The organism is Marinobacter sp. S0848L, assembly GCF_023016065.1.
Taxonomy (GTDB): domain Bacteria; phylum Pseudomonadota; class Gammaproteobacteria; order Pseudomonadales; family Oleiphilaceae; genus Marinobacter.
Genome location: NZ_JALKAQ010000005.1, coordinates 1 through 13,212, shown reverse-complemented (window position 1 = coordinate 13,212; position 13,212 = coordinate 1). Strand labels below are relative to the sequence as shown.

General features: G+C 54.5%; 13 protein-coding genes, 2 tRNA genes and 1 riboswitch. Of the genes, 6 read left to right on the top strand and 9 right to left on the bottom strand.

The genetic code is table 11. From position 1 onward, the window contains the following. Positions 1-29: 29 nt before the first annotated feature. From uvrY to pgsA, 3 genes are read left to right on the top strand one after another with little or no spacing between them, the layout of a single operon-like run. A complete protein-coding gene (gene uvrY, locus MWU64_RS07935; protein WP_133005379.1) occupies positions 30-692 on the top strand; it encodes a UvrY/SirA/GacA family response regulator transcription factor in 663 nt (220 codons plus the stop codon). Then, positions 676-2,535, top strand: coding sequence for an excinuclease ABC subunit UvrC (uvrC, locus tag MWU64_RS07930; RefSeq protein ID WP_247063263.1), 1,860 nt, complete (start codon positions 676-678; stop codon positions 2,533-2,535). Before uvrY ends, uvrC begins: the two co-directional genes overlap by 17 nt. A gap of 7 nt (positions 2,536-2,542) precedes the next feature. Beyond that, positions 2,543-3,124: a CDP-diacylglycerol--glycerol-3-phosphate 3-phosphatidyltransferase gene (pgsA, locus tag MWU64_RS07925; RefSeq protein WP_247063262.1), complete on the top strand. Its 582-nt coding sequence runs from the start codon at positions 2,543-2,545 to the stop codon at positions 3,122-3,124. A 32-nt stretch (positions 3,125-3,156) separates the two neighbouring features. On the opposite strand, the gene MWU64_RS07920 is transcribed toward pgsA, so the two are convergent. The 7 genes from MWU64_RS07920 to thiB all read right to left on the bottom strand — a co-directional run bounded on the left by MWU64_RS07920 (position 3,157) and on the right by thiB (position 10,002). Continuing rightward, entirely contained in the window at positions 3,157-3,768 is a 612-nt protein-coding gene (locus MWU64_RS07920; protein ID WP_247063261.1) for an ABC-type transport auxiliary lipoprotein family protein, read from the bottom strand. Further along, entirely contained in the window at positions 3,765-4,703 is a 939-nt protein-coding gene (locus MWU64_RS07915) for an MlaD family protein (protein WP_247063260.1), read from the bottom strand. Before MWU64_RS07915 ends, MWU64_RS07920 begins: the two co-directional genes overlap by 4 nt. After that, complete coding sequence (locus MWU64_RS07910) at positions 4,703-5,524, bottom strand: ATP-binding cassette domain-containing protein (protein ID WP_247063258.1); 822 nt, start codon at positions 5,522-5,524, stop codon at positions 4,703-4,705. The genes MWU64_RS07915 and MWU64_RS07910 overlap by 1 nt, the downstream gene beginning before the upstream one ends. A gap of 3 nt (positions 5,525-5,527) precedes the next feature. Beyond that, positions 5,528-6,610 carry an MlaE family lipid ABC transporter permease subunit gene (locus tag MWU64_RS07905; RefSeq protein ID WP_247063662.1) on the bottom strand — a complete coding sequence of 361 codons (1,083 nt, stop codon included), beginning with the start codon at positions 6,608-6,610 and terminating at the stop codon, positions 5,528-5,530. 105 nt (positions 6,611-6,715) lie between these two features. Continuing rightward, positions 6,716-7,330 carry an ATP-binding cassette domain-containing protein gene (locus MWU64_RS07900; protein WP_247063255.1) on the bottom strand — a complete coding sequence of 205 codons (615 nt, stop codon included), beginning with the start codon at positions 7,328-7,330 and terminating at the stop codon, positions 6,716-6,718. Then, the gene (gene thiP, locus MWU64_RS07895) at positions 7,323-8,993 is read right to left on the bottom strand and encodes a thiamine/thiamine pyrophosphate ABC transporter permease (RefSeq protein ID WP_247063251.1); all 1,671 of its coding nucleotides are present in this window, start codon (positions 8,991-8,993) and stop codon (positions 7,323-7,325) included. The genes MWU64_RS07900 and thiP overlap by 8 nt, the downstream gene beginning before the upstream one ends. Before the next feature lie 4 nt (positions 8,994-8,997). Continuing rightward, positions 8,998-10,002: a thiamine ABC transporter substrate binding subunit gene (thiB, locus tag MWU64_RS07890; protein ID WP_247063249.1), complete on the bottom strand. Its 1,005-nt coding sequence runs from the start codon at positions 10,000-10,002 to the stop codon at positions 8,998-9,000. A gap of 57 nt (positions 10,003-10,059) precedes the next feature. Further along, positions 10,060-10,155, bottom strand: a riboswitch (TPP riboswitch). Positions 10,156-10,314: 159 nt separating this feature from the next. Here thiB and MWU64_RS07885 point away from each other — a divergent pair. Next, positions 10,315-11,046, top strand: a complete 732-nt coding sequence (locus MWU64_RS07885) for a murein L,D-transpeptidase catalytic domain family protein (RefSeq protein ID WP_247063247.1) — start codon at positions 10,315-10,317, stop codon at positions 11,044-11,046. Between the two features lie 14 nt (positions 11,047-11,060). On the opposite strand, the gene MWU64_RS07880 is transcribed toward MWU64_RS07885, so the two are convergent. After that, complete coding sequence (locus MWU64_RS07880; protein WP_247063245.1) at positions 11,061-11,765, bottom strand: START domain-containing protein; 705 nt, start codon at positions 11,763-11,765, stop codon at positions 11,061-11,063. 239 nt (positions 11,766-12,004) lie between these two features. Between MWU64_RS07880 and MWU64_RS07875 the strand changes: the two genes are divergently transcribed. Together MWU64_RS07875 and MWU64_RS07870 are read left to right on the top strand one after the other, a co-directional pair. Continuing rightward, a tRNA-Gly gene (locus MWU64_RS07875) sits at positions 12,005-12,080 on the top strand. Between the two features lie 50 nt (positions 12,081-12,130). Next, a tRNA-Cys gene (locus MWU64_RS07870) sits at positions 12,131-12,204 on the top strand. Between the two features lie 224 nt (positions 12,205-12,428). Here the strand turns inward: MWU64_RS07870 and MWU64_RS07865 are convergent. Then, the coding region (locus MWU64_RS07865; protein ID WP_247063244.1) for an IS3 family transposase at positions 12,429-13,212 on the bottom strand (784 nt) is incomplete at its 5' end.

Here is a 13,212-nt window from a genome sequence, read left to right as displayed (position 1 = left end):
TTGTTTTTATTCTGTTGGTGAGGTGAGCTTTGATCAGGGTTCTGGTTGTTGATGACCACGAGTTGGTGCGCTCTGGTATTACCCGCATGTTGGCTGACAATCCTGACATTGATGTGATCGGTCAGGCGTCTTCTGGTGAAGATGCGATTGATTTCGTACGCAACGCTCGGCCGGATATCGTTCTCATGGATATTCGGATGCCGGGTATTGGCGGGCTCGAAGCCACGCGGCGAATTCTCCGGCTGGACGACTCCATTCGAATCATCGTGGTGACCGCCTGCGCAGACGATCCCTATCCGGCGCGGGTCATGCAAAGTGGCGCAGCGGCTTATATCACCAAGGGCGCAGACATTCAGGAAATGGTGCGGGCCATTCGCAAGGCCCATTCCGGTCAGCGTTACATTAGCCCCGAGATAGCTCAGAAGATGGCATTGAACTCACTGGGTGGCGGCGACCGGGATGAAGACGGCGAACTGTCGAAGTTCGAGCGCTTATCCGAGCGTGAAATGCAGATTGCCATGATGGTGGTGGAGTGCCAGAAAGTTCAGGATATTTCGGACAAGCTCTGTTTGAGTCCGAAAACCGTGAACAGCTATCGCTATCGGATTTTCGAGAAACTCGAGATTTCCAGTGATGTAGAACTGGCGCTGATGGCAGTACGGCTTGGGTTGCTGGATGCCGACACCGTTTGACCCTAACCATGTCCCCGGGGAGTTCGACAGCAAGAGCTTCCTGAAACAACTTTCTGAACGCGCCGGTGTCTATCGTATGTACGATAGTGCAGGGGAGATTCTGTACGTCGGGAAAGCGCGGAATCTCAAAAACCGGGTCAGCAGTTACTTCCGAACATCTGGCTTGGCGCCGAAAACCGAAGCCTTGGTCGCCAAGATTCACGCCATTGAAGTCACCATCACTGGCAGTGAAACCGAAGCGCTTCTGCTTGAACAAAACCTGATCAAGTCTCTGAGGCCGCCCTACAACATCCTGCTTCGGGATGATAAATCCTATCCCTATATTTACCTGTCGTCCCACGATGATTATCCGTCTCTGACCTTTCGTCGTGGTCGCACGAAAAAAGGCGGTGGCACTTGGTTCGGGCCTTTCCCTAGCTCCGGAGCAGTCAAGGAAAGTCTTAACATTCTACAAAAAGTATTCAAGATAAGATCTTGTAACGAAAGCTATTTCCGTAACCGGAATCGGCCCTGTCTGCAGTACCAGATTAACCGGTGCACCGCGCCCTGCGTAGAGTACATTACCCCCGAGGAGTATCAGCAGGATATTCGTCGCGCGACCATGTTTCTCGAGGGCAAGAACCCCGCGATCATCCGTGATCTGATGAATGCGATGGAGGAAGCGGCCTCGAAACTGGAGTTCGAGAAAGCCGCCGCGTATCGCGATCAGGTCAACCACTTGCGCCATGTTCAGGAGCAGCAGTCGGTTGATGGCGAGGGTGGCGATGCCGATGTGATTGCTATCGCCCAGGACGCCGGTGTGGTGTGTATCGTGGTGATCATTGTCCGGGGTGGTCGGGTGCTTGGTACCAAAGATTACTTCCCGAAATTCTCGCTAGAGCAGACGGAAGGCGAATTGCTGGCATCGTTCCTTGGTCAGTATTATTTCGGTGGTGACACTCGCCGGGAGATTCCACACGATATTCTGGTGCCGGTGAAAGTGGATGGGCAGGAACTTCTGGCCCAAGCGCTTACCGAGGCTGCCAACCGCGAAACCAGAATCCGGGGCAACGTGCGGGGTGAGCGTAAGCGTTGGCTTGAATTGGCCATGACCAACGCCCAGCAGACTTTGTTAACTCACCTTGCCAGTAAGGAAACCGTGTATCGTCGTTTGCTTGCGCTTCGGGACCTGCTGGAACTGGCGGAAACCCCCAGTCGCATGGAATGTTTTGATATCAGCCACAGTCACGGGGAAAATACCGTCGCATCCTGTGTGGTTTTCGACGAGAATGGCCCGCTGAAAAGCGATTACCGCCTGTATAATATCGAAGGCGTGACGGCCGGGGACGACTACGCGGCCATGCGCCAGGTATTAACGCGCCGGTACCGCCGATTAGTGAATGGCGAAGGCAAAAAGCCTGACTTAGTCTTCATCGATGGCGGTAAAGGCCAGCTAAACATTGCGCGGGAAGTGTTTGATGAGCTTGAGATTTCAGACATTCCATTAATTGGTGTGGCAAAGGGTGTTACTCGCCGGGCAGGCATGGAACAATTGATTGATGCTATGACCGATGCGGTGTTCCGAGTGCCGGCTGATTCTCCGGCGTTACATCTGATTCAGCACATACGGGACGAGTCGCACCGGTTTGCCATTACTGGCCACCGGGCGAGGCGAGATAAAAAACGCCGGCAGTCTACCCTTGAAGGCATTGAGGGTGTTGGACCAAAACGTCGGCGTGAGTTAATACGCTACTTCGGTGGCATACAGGGTATCCGAAAAGCCGGAGTGGATGAGATTGCCAAGGTCCAGGGCATCAGCAAGGCATTGGCCGAAACCATTTACGCAGCATTGCATAACGAATAGGAACACCATGAATTTACCGAACCTGATTACCCTGTCTCGCATCGTCATGATTCCGGTGTTCGTTGTGGTGTTCTATTTGCCCGCGAGCTGGAGTTACATGGCGAGCGCCGCGATTTTTGCGTTGGCAGGGATTACGGACTGGTTGGATGGGTACCTGGCGCGACGCCTGAACCAAAGCACGCCATTCGGTGCGTTTTTGGACCCGGTCGCAGACAAGTTGATGGTGGCTGTGGCACTGGCGGTTCTGATTGAAGAGTACTCCGCGGTTTTGCTGACCATTCCCGCAACCATCATTATTGGTCGTGAAATTGTCATTTCCGCGTTGCGAGAGTGGATGGCTGAAATCGGAAGCCGGGGCAGTGTGGCGGTTTCCTACATCGGTAAGATCAAAACCACGGCTCAGATTGCGGCCATCGTGGGTTTGCTGGCATTCCCGCCGGGGAATCTGCTGGCCGATATCGCGGTTGGGTTGCTGTACGTGGCAGCGGTACTGACTCTGTGGTCGATGTACTTGTATTTGCACGCCGCTTGGGACGACTTGTTTCCGAAAGCAGGGGATGCGGCTAACGAAAAGCGTCGCGAAGTTTAAGCACGTTACCTCCCCATCTCCCCGGGCCCGCTTCACTGCGCCCGTTGCACACAACTCCAAGCCCAATGGGTCAGTTCGCCCCCGAGGGTGTTGCTGGCTCGGGAAAAGGCTTCTACTGCCAACTCCAATTCTGAACCCACGGCGACTTCTTGAATGGACCAACTGCGGATACACAAGCTGTTCCCGCTCTGATCGTTCGTAATCTCCGCATGTAGGTTAACGACGACCTGATAGGTGTTCCCGTGTTGCTCCACCTGAAATGCCGAGAGTTCCGTAAGCAGGGAATGCTCGGTGTTAGCGGCACTGGTATCGATAACAACGTTTCTAAACCCCCGACTATTTCGAATATGCCCTGCCAGATGGTCACGAATGACGACGGGTGCGCTGTCCCGCCACCGAGCTTTTGGATAGGCCTGAAATTCGTAAGGCGTTGGCTTCAGGAGAATGGCAGAGCTGTCGATAGGGTCTGAAGCGAGTGGCGTATTGATGCGCAATCTGCTCGGCAAGGGCGCTTCGACGGTGGCCTGTGACCTTGATGTAGCCAAATCCATGACTCTGGGAGGCTCTGGTCTGGGGAGTACAGTGCAGCCGGACGCGAATATAGCCGTTAACAGAGCGGCGAGACGTGTGAGGCGTGTTTTCATTGCTCAAACTCCTTGATAGTCGATCCGCCCCACAGAGTCCCCGCCGGGTCGTGTTCAAGCCGACGGGTAAAGCTGTTCAGGTTACGTAACGTGGATTTCAGCTCCCGAAGCGCAGGCCCCAGTTGGGAAAGCCCCTGAAGCCCGGCATTTAAAGAGTGCTCGTTATTGGCCGTGATGGTGTCGACCCGCTCCAGAGAGGGCTGTAAGGTCGATATGGCCGCTTCCATGGCATTCAATACCGGTACGATCCGGTCGTTCAGCACCGTTCGGGTTCTATCCGATACGCCAGACACTTTAATGGCAGCTTCTTCTGCTCGCACTGCAGCGGCATTGAACTGATCCATCAGGGCAATGAGCGCTTCACGGTTCGCAAGCAGCGATTCACTGGCGTCACGTGCGTTTTGAATCAGGGCAGACACATTGTCGATGTTGTCGGTAGCCAGAAGCCGGTTCATATTGGTTAGCAGCTGTTCTGCCTGAGCGAGCATGGCTTCGCCATTGTTCATGAGGTTGTTCAGGGCAGACGGTTCCGCAACAATCAGTGGTGGGTTATCACGGTCGCCCTGAAGCTCGGGGCTTTGCGGTGTGCCACCGGTGAACTGAATGCTCATGCTGCCGGTAATGTTAGCCAGCACTAACCCGGCTTTGGTGTTTTCCCGGACGGGGATGTCTTGCTCAACGCGCACCAGAACCCGAACGTGGGCCGGATTGTCCGGTGCCAACTTCAGTTCCAAGACGTCACCCACCTGAATGCCACTGTAAAGCACAGGATTGCCTTTGGCCAAGCCACTTACGGGGTGATCAAATCCTATCTGGTAATAAGCCCACTCTCTATCCGCCGAAGATTTGCCCAGCCATAGCGCAAACAGCAGGGCGGCGGTCACCGCGGCCAGGGTGAAGCATCCAATAATAACGTGATGGGCCTTCGGCTCCATTAATGGAACTCCTCTTGAGTCGGTAACGTTCCTGCGGATTTGGCGGCACGGCCCCGGGGGCCATGAAAGTATTCCTGTATCCAAACGTCATTGGTACGGGCCACTTGGTCAAGCGTGTCTGCCACTAATACCTTACGTTGCGCCAGAACGGCAACCCGGTCGCAGGTTGAATACAGTGTGTCCAAATCATGGGTAACCAGAAAGACGGTAAGCCCCAGTGCCCGGCTCAGCGTAACGATCAGCTCATCGAAAGCTGCAGCGCCGATGGGATCGAGGCCCGCTGTGGGTTCATCCAGAAAAAGAATTTCGGGGTCCAGAGCCAGTGCGCGGGCGAGCGCCGCGCGCTTGACCATGCCACCGGAAAGTTCGGCTGGATATTTCAAGGCGGCTTCGGGTGGTAATCCGGTCAACGCGAGTTTCATGCGGGCTAACTCTTCCGCATCAGAGCGACTTAACCCCGCATGTTCGATGAGCGGTACCGAAATGTTTTGAATCAAATTCAGTGAGGTGAACAAAGCCCCCCCTTGAAACAGCACCCCGAAACGCTGTTCGTACTGTGAGCGTTCGCCGGCGGATAATGCCGTAAGATCGACATCGAATACTCGGATATGGCCTGCGTAGGGGGGATTCAAACCGACGATGGTTCTCAGCAATACCGATTTGCCCGTGCCTGAACCCCCGACTACGCCCAAAATTTCACCGGGATACAAATCCAGGTCCAGCCCGTCGTGAACAACGTGGTTGCCGAAACGTGTCGTTAACCCCCGAACCTGGATTACGGGGTCGCCCGGGGCTTGGCGTTGGCTGCGTGAGTCGGTCATGCGTTACCAGCCCATTTCCATAAAAAACAACGCGGCGATTGAGTCTAGCAAAATCACCATGAAGATCGACTGCACCACACTTGAGGTGGTGTGCTCACCGACCGATTGCGCACTGCCCGACACTTTGAAGCCTTCAAGGCAGCCGATGACGGCGATGAGAAAGGCGAAAACCGGCGCTTTCCCAATACCCACCAGAAAGTGCGTTAAGCCGATGTCCCGTTCAACGATCGCCATATATTGGCTTAGCGGAATCTCCAGGGTAATGGCGCAGACCACAGCACCACCAATCATGCCGGAAATCATGCCCACGAACGTGAGTACCGGTAAGGTCACCATCATGGCCAACACTCTGGGAACTACCAGCAGCTCCACCGGGTTCAGCCCCAAGGTGCGAATGGCGTCCAGCTCTTCGTTGACTTTCATTGCGCCAATGTGTGCCGTGAAAGAGCTGGCGGTGCGGCCCGCCAACAAAATAGCGGCGAGCAAAACGCCAAACTCACGAAGAAACGAAAAAGCGACGAGATTAACGGTGTAAATGGTGGCGCCAAAATCTTGCAAAACGGTCGCGCCCAAAAAGGCAACAACCGCCCCGACCAGGAACGTGAGCAACGCGACAATGGGCAGAGCGTTTAGCCCGGTGTCGTGAACGGCGGCGACAAAAGAGGTAACACGCCAACGGCGGGGCCTGGGCAGCACAAGAAACAGGGTTGTTAAGGTTTCACCAATGAAGCCCGCCAGAAGCCAGGCCAGATGAGCAATGTTGCTTACTTTCTCTCCTGTGCTCGCAACAAAAGCCAGTATCGGGTTGATCTTCGGAGTCGGTTGTTGCTCCGTTTTCATGGCAGAAGCAACCGTTGTAATTAACGCTCGTTGTTCACGTGCAAGATCGCTGTTTTCGACTGCCGCAATCAACTTGCCGGCACCCACGAGTTTTACTAATAAGGAAGCGCCAGCGGTATCAACCCGGCCAAGTTGAGAGACGTCCAGTTGATCGCTGTCGATATCTTTGCTTTTTGCAGCATCAACCAATCGGTTCAGCGCGCTGTAATGGGCCAGCGTCCAGTCGCCGCGAAACGTTAACGCCAACTTGCTCCGCTCAACGTGTCCGGGTGAAGGTTTCGACGCGCGTGATGATTGCCGGGAAGAAATTGCCACTAAGAAATAAGATCCTTGCTGCAGTTCATTGCAAGCTTAGAGATTCCAGTAGGAGTCTGCCAGTAACTTTCGGTCATCTTCATCGTGACTGGCGAGGACCAAGGCTACGCCTCGCGATTTCTCTTCCAGCAGCATTGCCCGCAGGGCGGTTTTGGCTTCGCTATCCAGCCCGGTGAGGGGTTCGTCGAGCAGCAGTAAAGGCTGCCGTCTCAGGATGGCGCGCACCAACGCCACACGCTGCCGCTGCCCGCCAGACAGGTCACCCGGCATCCTTGTGCCGAAGCCGGCAAGCCCGGTGCGTTCGAGCCCCTGATTGATACTCTTCTTTTGCTCAGAGGTCAGTTTCAGGCCCGGGTGCAACCCGAGGCCGATGTTCGTGGCCACGTCTAAGTGTTCAAACAGATTGTGTTCCTGGAACACGCTGGTCACTGGTCGGTTCCAGGGTTTCAGGTTCTGGATGGGCGTTCCGTTCCATTTTATTTGGCCGGAATCCGGCTCCAGAAAACCGGCAATCAGATTCAGCAGCGTGGTTTTGCCACTTCCGCTGGCACCGTGAATCGCCACGCAATGGCCGGGGGACAGCGAAAAGTGGTACTCCCAGCCCCTGGCTTGCTCCGGGTAGCGAAAACACAGGTGTTCGACATCAAGCATGCTTGGGCTCCAGAAGGGATTGCGGCGAACCGTTTTTTTGTTGGTGGGCGGGCGGCCGGCCAATGGCTGACAGCACACCGAAAATGCCCACCAACAGCATCAGCAACCATAAGCCGGTGCCTGCGGCTGCAGATACCTGATAACTGCCCAATTGCTGGTACAGCAGAACGGGCAATGTCGGTTGACCGGGGCTTCCGAATAAGGCGATGACCCCGAAATCTCCCATCGATAGGGCAATGCCATAGGCAAGCCCCAGTGCCATCGGGCGGCGTAACAGCGGCCAATAGATTCGACGCCAGCGGTACCAGCCCAAAATGCCGAGCTGGTCTGCTACGCGCAATGTGTGGCTATCGACGCTGGTGAGGGGCGCCCGCAACACCTGAATGACGAAGGGCAGGGCCATCAAACTGTTAATTAAAGCCACCAGCACCCAACCCTGGGCATGATTGCCCAGCCCCGGGCGAAGCAACAGGAAGAGCCCTGTGCCAAGCACGATGGGCGGTACGATCAACGGCAGGTAACCCGTGGTAGTCGGGATGGCTTTCAAAATCGGGTGCTTCGTTTTGTTGGCTGACGCCAGAATCAGTAACGATGCAGCAACGGCACCAAAGCCAGCGGGCAACGCAATCAGCAGGCTGCGCCCGGTAGCGGGTAAAAGTTGTTCGTAGATGGAGGTGCCGGTATCCATAGCCAGCAGCGCCGGCAAGCCACGCAAGCTGATAGCCAGTAAGGGCAGCAACAAGAAAAGGCTGAATATCAGCAGAAGAAAACCGGCCAGCACGGATTGTATGGGCCAGGGTTTCAGCGGAATACCGTGAGACAGCTGCCGGTTTGGCAAAAGGGAGGATTGCAGGCGCTGGCGGAATACCAGCCACCACAAACTGCCACAAATCAATAACTGGATGACCGCCAAAACCGCTGCCTGCGGGAAGTCGAATTCAAATCGCAGTGCCTGGTAAATCGCCACTTCCAGTGTCGTTGCCTTGGGCCCGCCACCGAGCGTCATGATGATGGCAAAACTGGTGAAGCATAAGGTAAAGACCAAAGCACTCAGCCCCGGCAACACCGGACGCAGAGCCGGCCACTCGACCGAGCGCCATAACCACCAGCCGCGAAGCCCTAGCTGGGATGCAATCCGAAGGCGTGATGGAGGCACCGCTTCCAGTGATTGCAGCATCACGCGGGCGGCAAGAGGCGCGTTAAAGAACACGTGGGCAAGCAGAATGCCGTTCAGCCCATAAAGATTCCAGCCATTGCCGGGGAACCATTCGTTCCATAAACCGGTGGCCCAGCCTTGCCGGCCATACACGCCAATAATGCCCGACACCGCGACGATGGTAGGTAGCACCAAACTGAGCTCCATTACCCGGAGCAGTGCCGACCGACCCGGGAAGCAACGGTACCTTGCCAAGGCGCGGGCGATGGGTAGTGCCAAAGCCAGGCTCAATAGAACCGAGAGCGTTGCTTGCCACACGGTGAACCACACCACCCCCCGCAAATACCGGCTGTTAAGTACCGTTGAAAGGTCCAGACCTCCGGCGGTTATCAGCATACTGCCAAGGCCAAGGGCGACCAGTATCAATAATGCCAGCCCAAGAAGTTGGCCCGGGATAAGCTGCCATCCGGGATGGCTTAAAGGCGCTTTCGTAGGTGTGGAGCGCATGGCGTTATCGAGTCATCGCATCCAGCCAGTCATTTACAAGCTGACGCCGTTTCTTGGCAACCTCCGCAGGGGGCAGGAAGAACGTAGGCTCGGGTGTAATCAGGCGGTCGAAAACGCGGGGTAGGTCGTCGCCCAGATCAATGGCAGGATACATCACGTTTTTGAGCGGGATGTGCTCTTGAAACTCAGGAGTCAGCATGAAATCGAGAAAACTGCGTGCCAGTGTTTTCTGCTTGGAAGACTCGACCAGCGCAGCTACCTCTACTTGAAGGTAATGGCCCTCTTCGAATTGAACGGCTTGGTAACGGTCGGTCTTGTCCACCGCCATGTGATAAGCGGGCGATGTGCTGTACGAAAGAATCATCGGCGCTTCGCCATTCATAAACAGAGAAAAATAGCCGTCACTCCAGCTTTGTGTAGTGGCCAGAATCTTGTTGTTTAGCTGTTCCCACTTAGCCGGTGCTTTGTCGCCATAGACGGAGTGCATCCACAGCAACAAGCCGAGCCCCGGAGTGCTGGTGCGGGGGTCCTGAATGATGATTTTTAGGTCATCGGGCGAGTTGATTAGTTCCTCAAAGCTGGATGGAGGCTCTGGCAGTTGCTGCGTGTCGTACACAAACGCAAAGTAACCCCAGTCGTAAGGAATGAAGTGGGCATCATCCCAGTCGATCGGCAAATCCAAAGGCTCCAGTGAGCGGCTGTGCTCGCCAATCAGGCCAGTCTGAAGTGCGGTTTCCATGGTCGCCGTATCGAGCCCGAGCACAACATCGGCCGGGGTTGATGCGCCTTCCAGCCGAAGTCTCTGCAGAATGTCGCCGCCGCTGTTCAGTACGGTGTAATTGAGAATGCATGCACACTGCTTCTCGAAAGCCTCTTTAACGCCGGGCCCCGGGCCCCATTCAGCCGCGAAAGATGGGTGGGTGTACACATTCAAAACAGGTTGATCGGCAGAGTGGGCGGCCAAAGGCAAGGTGAGGGCCAACAACAAAACAGAAAAGCGATAAAGCATGTGCGGCATCCTTATAAGAGAGGGGGGGGGCACACCATGCCGCGGTTCACACTGAGATATTCAGAGTGGCTCAATTCCTTCGTCGGCATTATCCGTGTCAGGTTCCGCGGGTGTGGTCTCAGCCCGTTATAAAGGGCACCCCGTTGAGTTATAGCAAGTCTACCATGGCGCTCTTTAAGGACAAATTCGAGGGGTTTGTAGGGTAAAGGTTAAAAAATGTACGGAAAGACGAAAGTCTAAAAGTTCGCTGTTAGAATGAGGCAAATTTTCAGGCAGCTACACCGCTATTTTTATCTTTGAGGTTATGTGCGTATGGCGTTGCACACCAAACGACAATCATCATTATTACTGTCGAGTCTGGCATTTCTCGTGTCGCTATCCGGGCAGGTTGACGCTTCATCCTTTGATGGGGAGCTGCTCGATAAATTATCCGGGTCTGCACCGTACTTGAATCCCGAGGTACTGGGTGCAGCTTACAAAGCAACACAGTGTGCGGTTAGCAACGGCGTTGCCATGCCCGAGCGGTTGGCAGTGATTGATTTCTCATTGCCGTCCAGTGAAGAGCGGATGTGGATCTTCGATCTGAGCAAGGGTGATCTGTTGCTGAGAGATTTGGTAGCTCATGGAAAGAACTCCGGAAACCTCGAAGCCAGTGCCTTCTCGAATATCGAAGGTAGCCATCAGTCCAGCATCGGCTTGTTTAAAGGCAACGAAAGCTACAGCGGAACCCACGGCTATGCATTGCGGCTAGATGGGTTGGAGCCCGGCGTTAACGATTTGGCACGCCAAAGAGCCATTGTGATTCATGGTGCCGATTACGTAAGCCCGGATTGGGTGGCCGATTATGGACGGATTGGCCGGAGCCACGGCTGCCCTGCGGTTGACCGGAAAGTGATTCGATCTGTGGTGGATAATTTGAAAGGTGGGCAGCTGGTGTTTACCTATTACCCGGATCAGGAATGGCTCCAGAGTTCCAGCTTTCTGAATTGCGACGCCCCCGCCCAAGTGGCGGAAGCCAGTCAGGCGAAGGGTAATAACTCGTAAGCCGACGAGTTCGTTTAAGAGCCCAGCGTTGAGAAGCGTAAATTGTGCTTCTCAACGAGTTCAGTGGGCACGTTTTCGTCGCTGTAGTGTTTGAACGGTTCCTTGTTCATCATCTTTTGAAGACCCTCCAACGTCCGAATTGGTGCATCGGTTGCGACCATGTTTGCAATCCATGCTGGCACCAAACCGCCCGGATCAACCTGCGTGGTAAATGTAATGCGCGTCCAGCCGTCTGCAAGTGGCTCGAGGTAGAAGCTGTTGTTCAACATCGGAATGCGAACGTAGTCCGACTGCTCCGGAGCGGCGTCTGGACGACCGGTAGATTGAACAGTGACCGGCCCGTCTACTTTTTCTTGTTTGAACGTAGACTTCATGACCAGATCGCGGTCTGAAGCGGGCCACACGCCATCAAACATCATCCAAAGAAACTTCTCGCCATCGGCTGTGTAGTGGTAACGCGCTTCCTGACAGTTGTAGATCCATTGCTGGCACAGTGAAATATCGTTTATAACGGACATGGCCGAAAATATGGAGTGCTGTGTCTCCACCACACCACGGAATTGCTTGATCGCAGAATGCTCTGCATCGCGAACGTAAGTGGTGATGTCGGAACGCTCTTCTCCTTGTTGTTTGACGACCCACTCAGAGGCAAGGGTAGGGCTCACGCTGAAGAGTGTCAGCGTTAGAAATGCCAGAGTCGAAAAGTTGAAATGCCGCATATCAATACAAACCTTTTTGGAAACGGAACACGTATAGGCCGGGATTTTCGGGGGTGCAGAAAGCTGAATCTATGGCGCGAATGACTCTAGCGGCCAAAAGAACGGCAAAGATGAGTGTTTTTGGCTAAAAAGTGTCCAAATAATGCGTAAAAACAAAAGGTTGAAAAAAGTTGTTGACGGCGGCGAAGTAATCCGTAGAATACGCATCCGTTGACGAGGCAAAGCCTCTTAAACGAAGAGCGGGAATAGCTCAGTTGGTAGAGCACAACCTTGCCAAGGTTGGGGTCGCGAGTTCGAATCTCGTTTCCCGCTCCAATTCCAAGTCTCTCACGCCCCCTGAGAGCAAGGCCGAAAAAGGCTTATCCGGCGCGGTGGCAGAGTGGTTATGCAGCGGACTGCAACTCCGTGTACGCCGGTTCGATTCCGACCCGCGCCTCCATTTTTTACCCTTTTATTTCAATCGCTTAGCCTTTTGCTGTCTTAACCGGCGTGTCGATGGCGACAAAATGGCGGCATCGATTTCATTTTTTCTCCGTGTCTCTCAGTGATCTTAACGTCGATTTAGAACGCTCTGGTGGGCGAATCAATCGGTAGTGTTTCCGCATGGATTCGGTCTCGTAACGGTAATCCCCCCCCATTTTTAGCGGGGTTCAAAAGTAGACCTCAGGCCATCATGGCCAACTTCTGTTGAGGAGTAATTCCTCCGAGTCCCATATTGGGTCGTTCGTGATTGTAGTGCCAGAGCCAGCGGGTGGCATAATCCTGGACCTCTTCGGTGCTGTCGAACAGATACTGTGCCAACGAATCATAACGAACCGTTCGGTTGTAGCGCTCGATATAAGCGTTCTGCTGGGGGTTGCCAGGCTGGATGAACGCCAGCGTGATCTCTCGTTTTTCAGCCCAGACTGAAAGCTTGCCGCTGGTATACTCAAGCCCGTTGTCACACCGGATAGAGCGCGGTTTACCCCGCCACTCAATGATCTGTTCCAGTGATCGAATTACCCGCTCTGCCGGAAGCGAGAAGTTCACTTCGATGCCAAGCCCCTCGCGGTTAAAGTCATCAATCACATTCAGCTGCTGGTAATTGCGCCCATCATTGAGCTGGTCGTGCATGAAGTCCATCGGCCAACTGTCATTGATTGTTTCCGGCACAGCCAATGGCTCTAGCTCCCGGTAAATCCGATAAACCCGTTTGTGATTCCAGCCAAATCCTTTGACGTTCCTCAGATGCAAAAAGCACAGGCCAAAACCCCAGTTCCGCTGGTTATGGGTCAACCGGATTAGCCAATCCGCGATCTCGGCATTCTCGCTACTGAGCTTTGCCCGGTAGCGGTCGCAGGTCCCGCTGATGTCGAACATCCAGCAAGCCAAGCGAATACTGACCTGTTTCTGGCTGACGGCTTTCTGCGCCATCTCACGGCGACGAGACGGCTTTACCACTTTTTTT

Coding starts and splice junctions, on each gene's coding strand:
- MWU64_RS07920 (WP_247063261.1), bottom strand. CDS start 3,768: ATGAAAACACGCCTCACACGTCTCGCCGCTCTGTTAACGGCTATATTC.
- thiB (WP_247063249.1), bottom strand. CDS start 10,002: ATGCTTTATCGCTTTTCTGTTTTGTTGTTGGCCCTCACCTTGCCTTTG.
- MWU64_RS07885 (WP_247063247.1), top strand. CDS start 10,315: ATGGCGTTGCACACCAAACGACAATCATCATTATTACTGTCGAGTCTG.
- MWU64_RS07915 (WP_247063260.1), bottom strand. CDS start 4,703: ATGGAGCCGAAGGCCCATCACGTTATTATTGGATGCTTCACCCTGGCC.
- MWU64_RS07910 (WP_247063258.1), bottom strand. CDS start 5,524: ATGACCGACTCACGCAGCCAACGCCAAGCCCCGGGCGACCCCGTAATC.
- uvrC (WP_247063263.1), top strand. CDS start 676: ATGCCGACACCGTTTGACCCTAACCATGTCCCCGGGGAGTTCGACAGC.
- thiP (WP_247063251.1), bottom strand. CDS start 8,993: ATGCGCTCCACACCTACGAAAGCGCCTTTAAGCCATCCCGGATGGCAG.
- pgsA (WP_247063262.1), top strand. CDS start 2,543: ATGAATTTACCGAACCTGATTACCCTGTCTCGCATCGTCATGATTCCG.
- MWU64_RS07900 (WP_247063255.1), bottom strand. CDS start 7,330: ATGCTTGATGTCGAACACCTGTGTTTTCGCTACCCGGAGCAAGCCAGG.
- MWU64_RS07880 (WP_247063245.1), bottom strand. CDS start 11,765: ATGCGGCATTTCAACTTTTCGACTCTGGCATTTCTAACGCTGACACTC.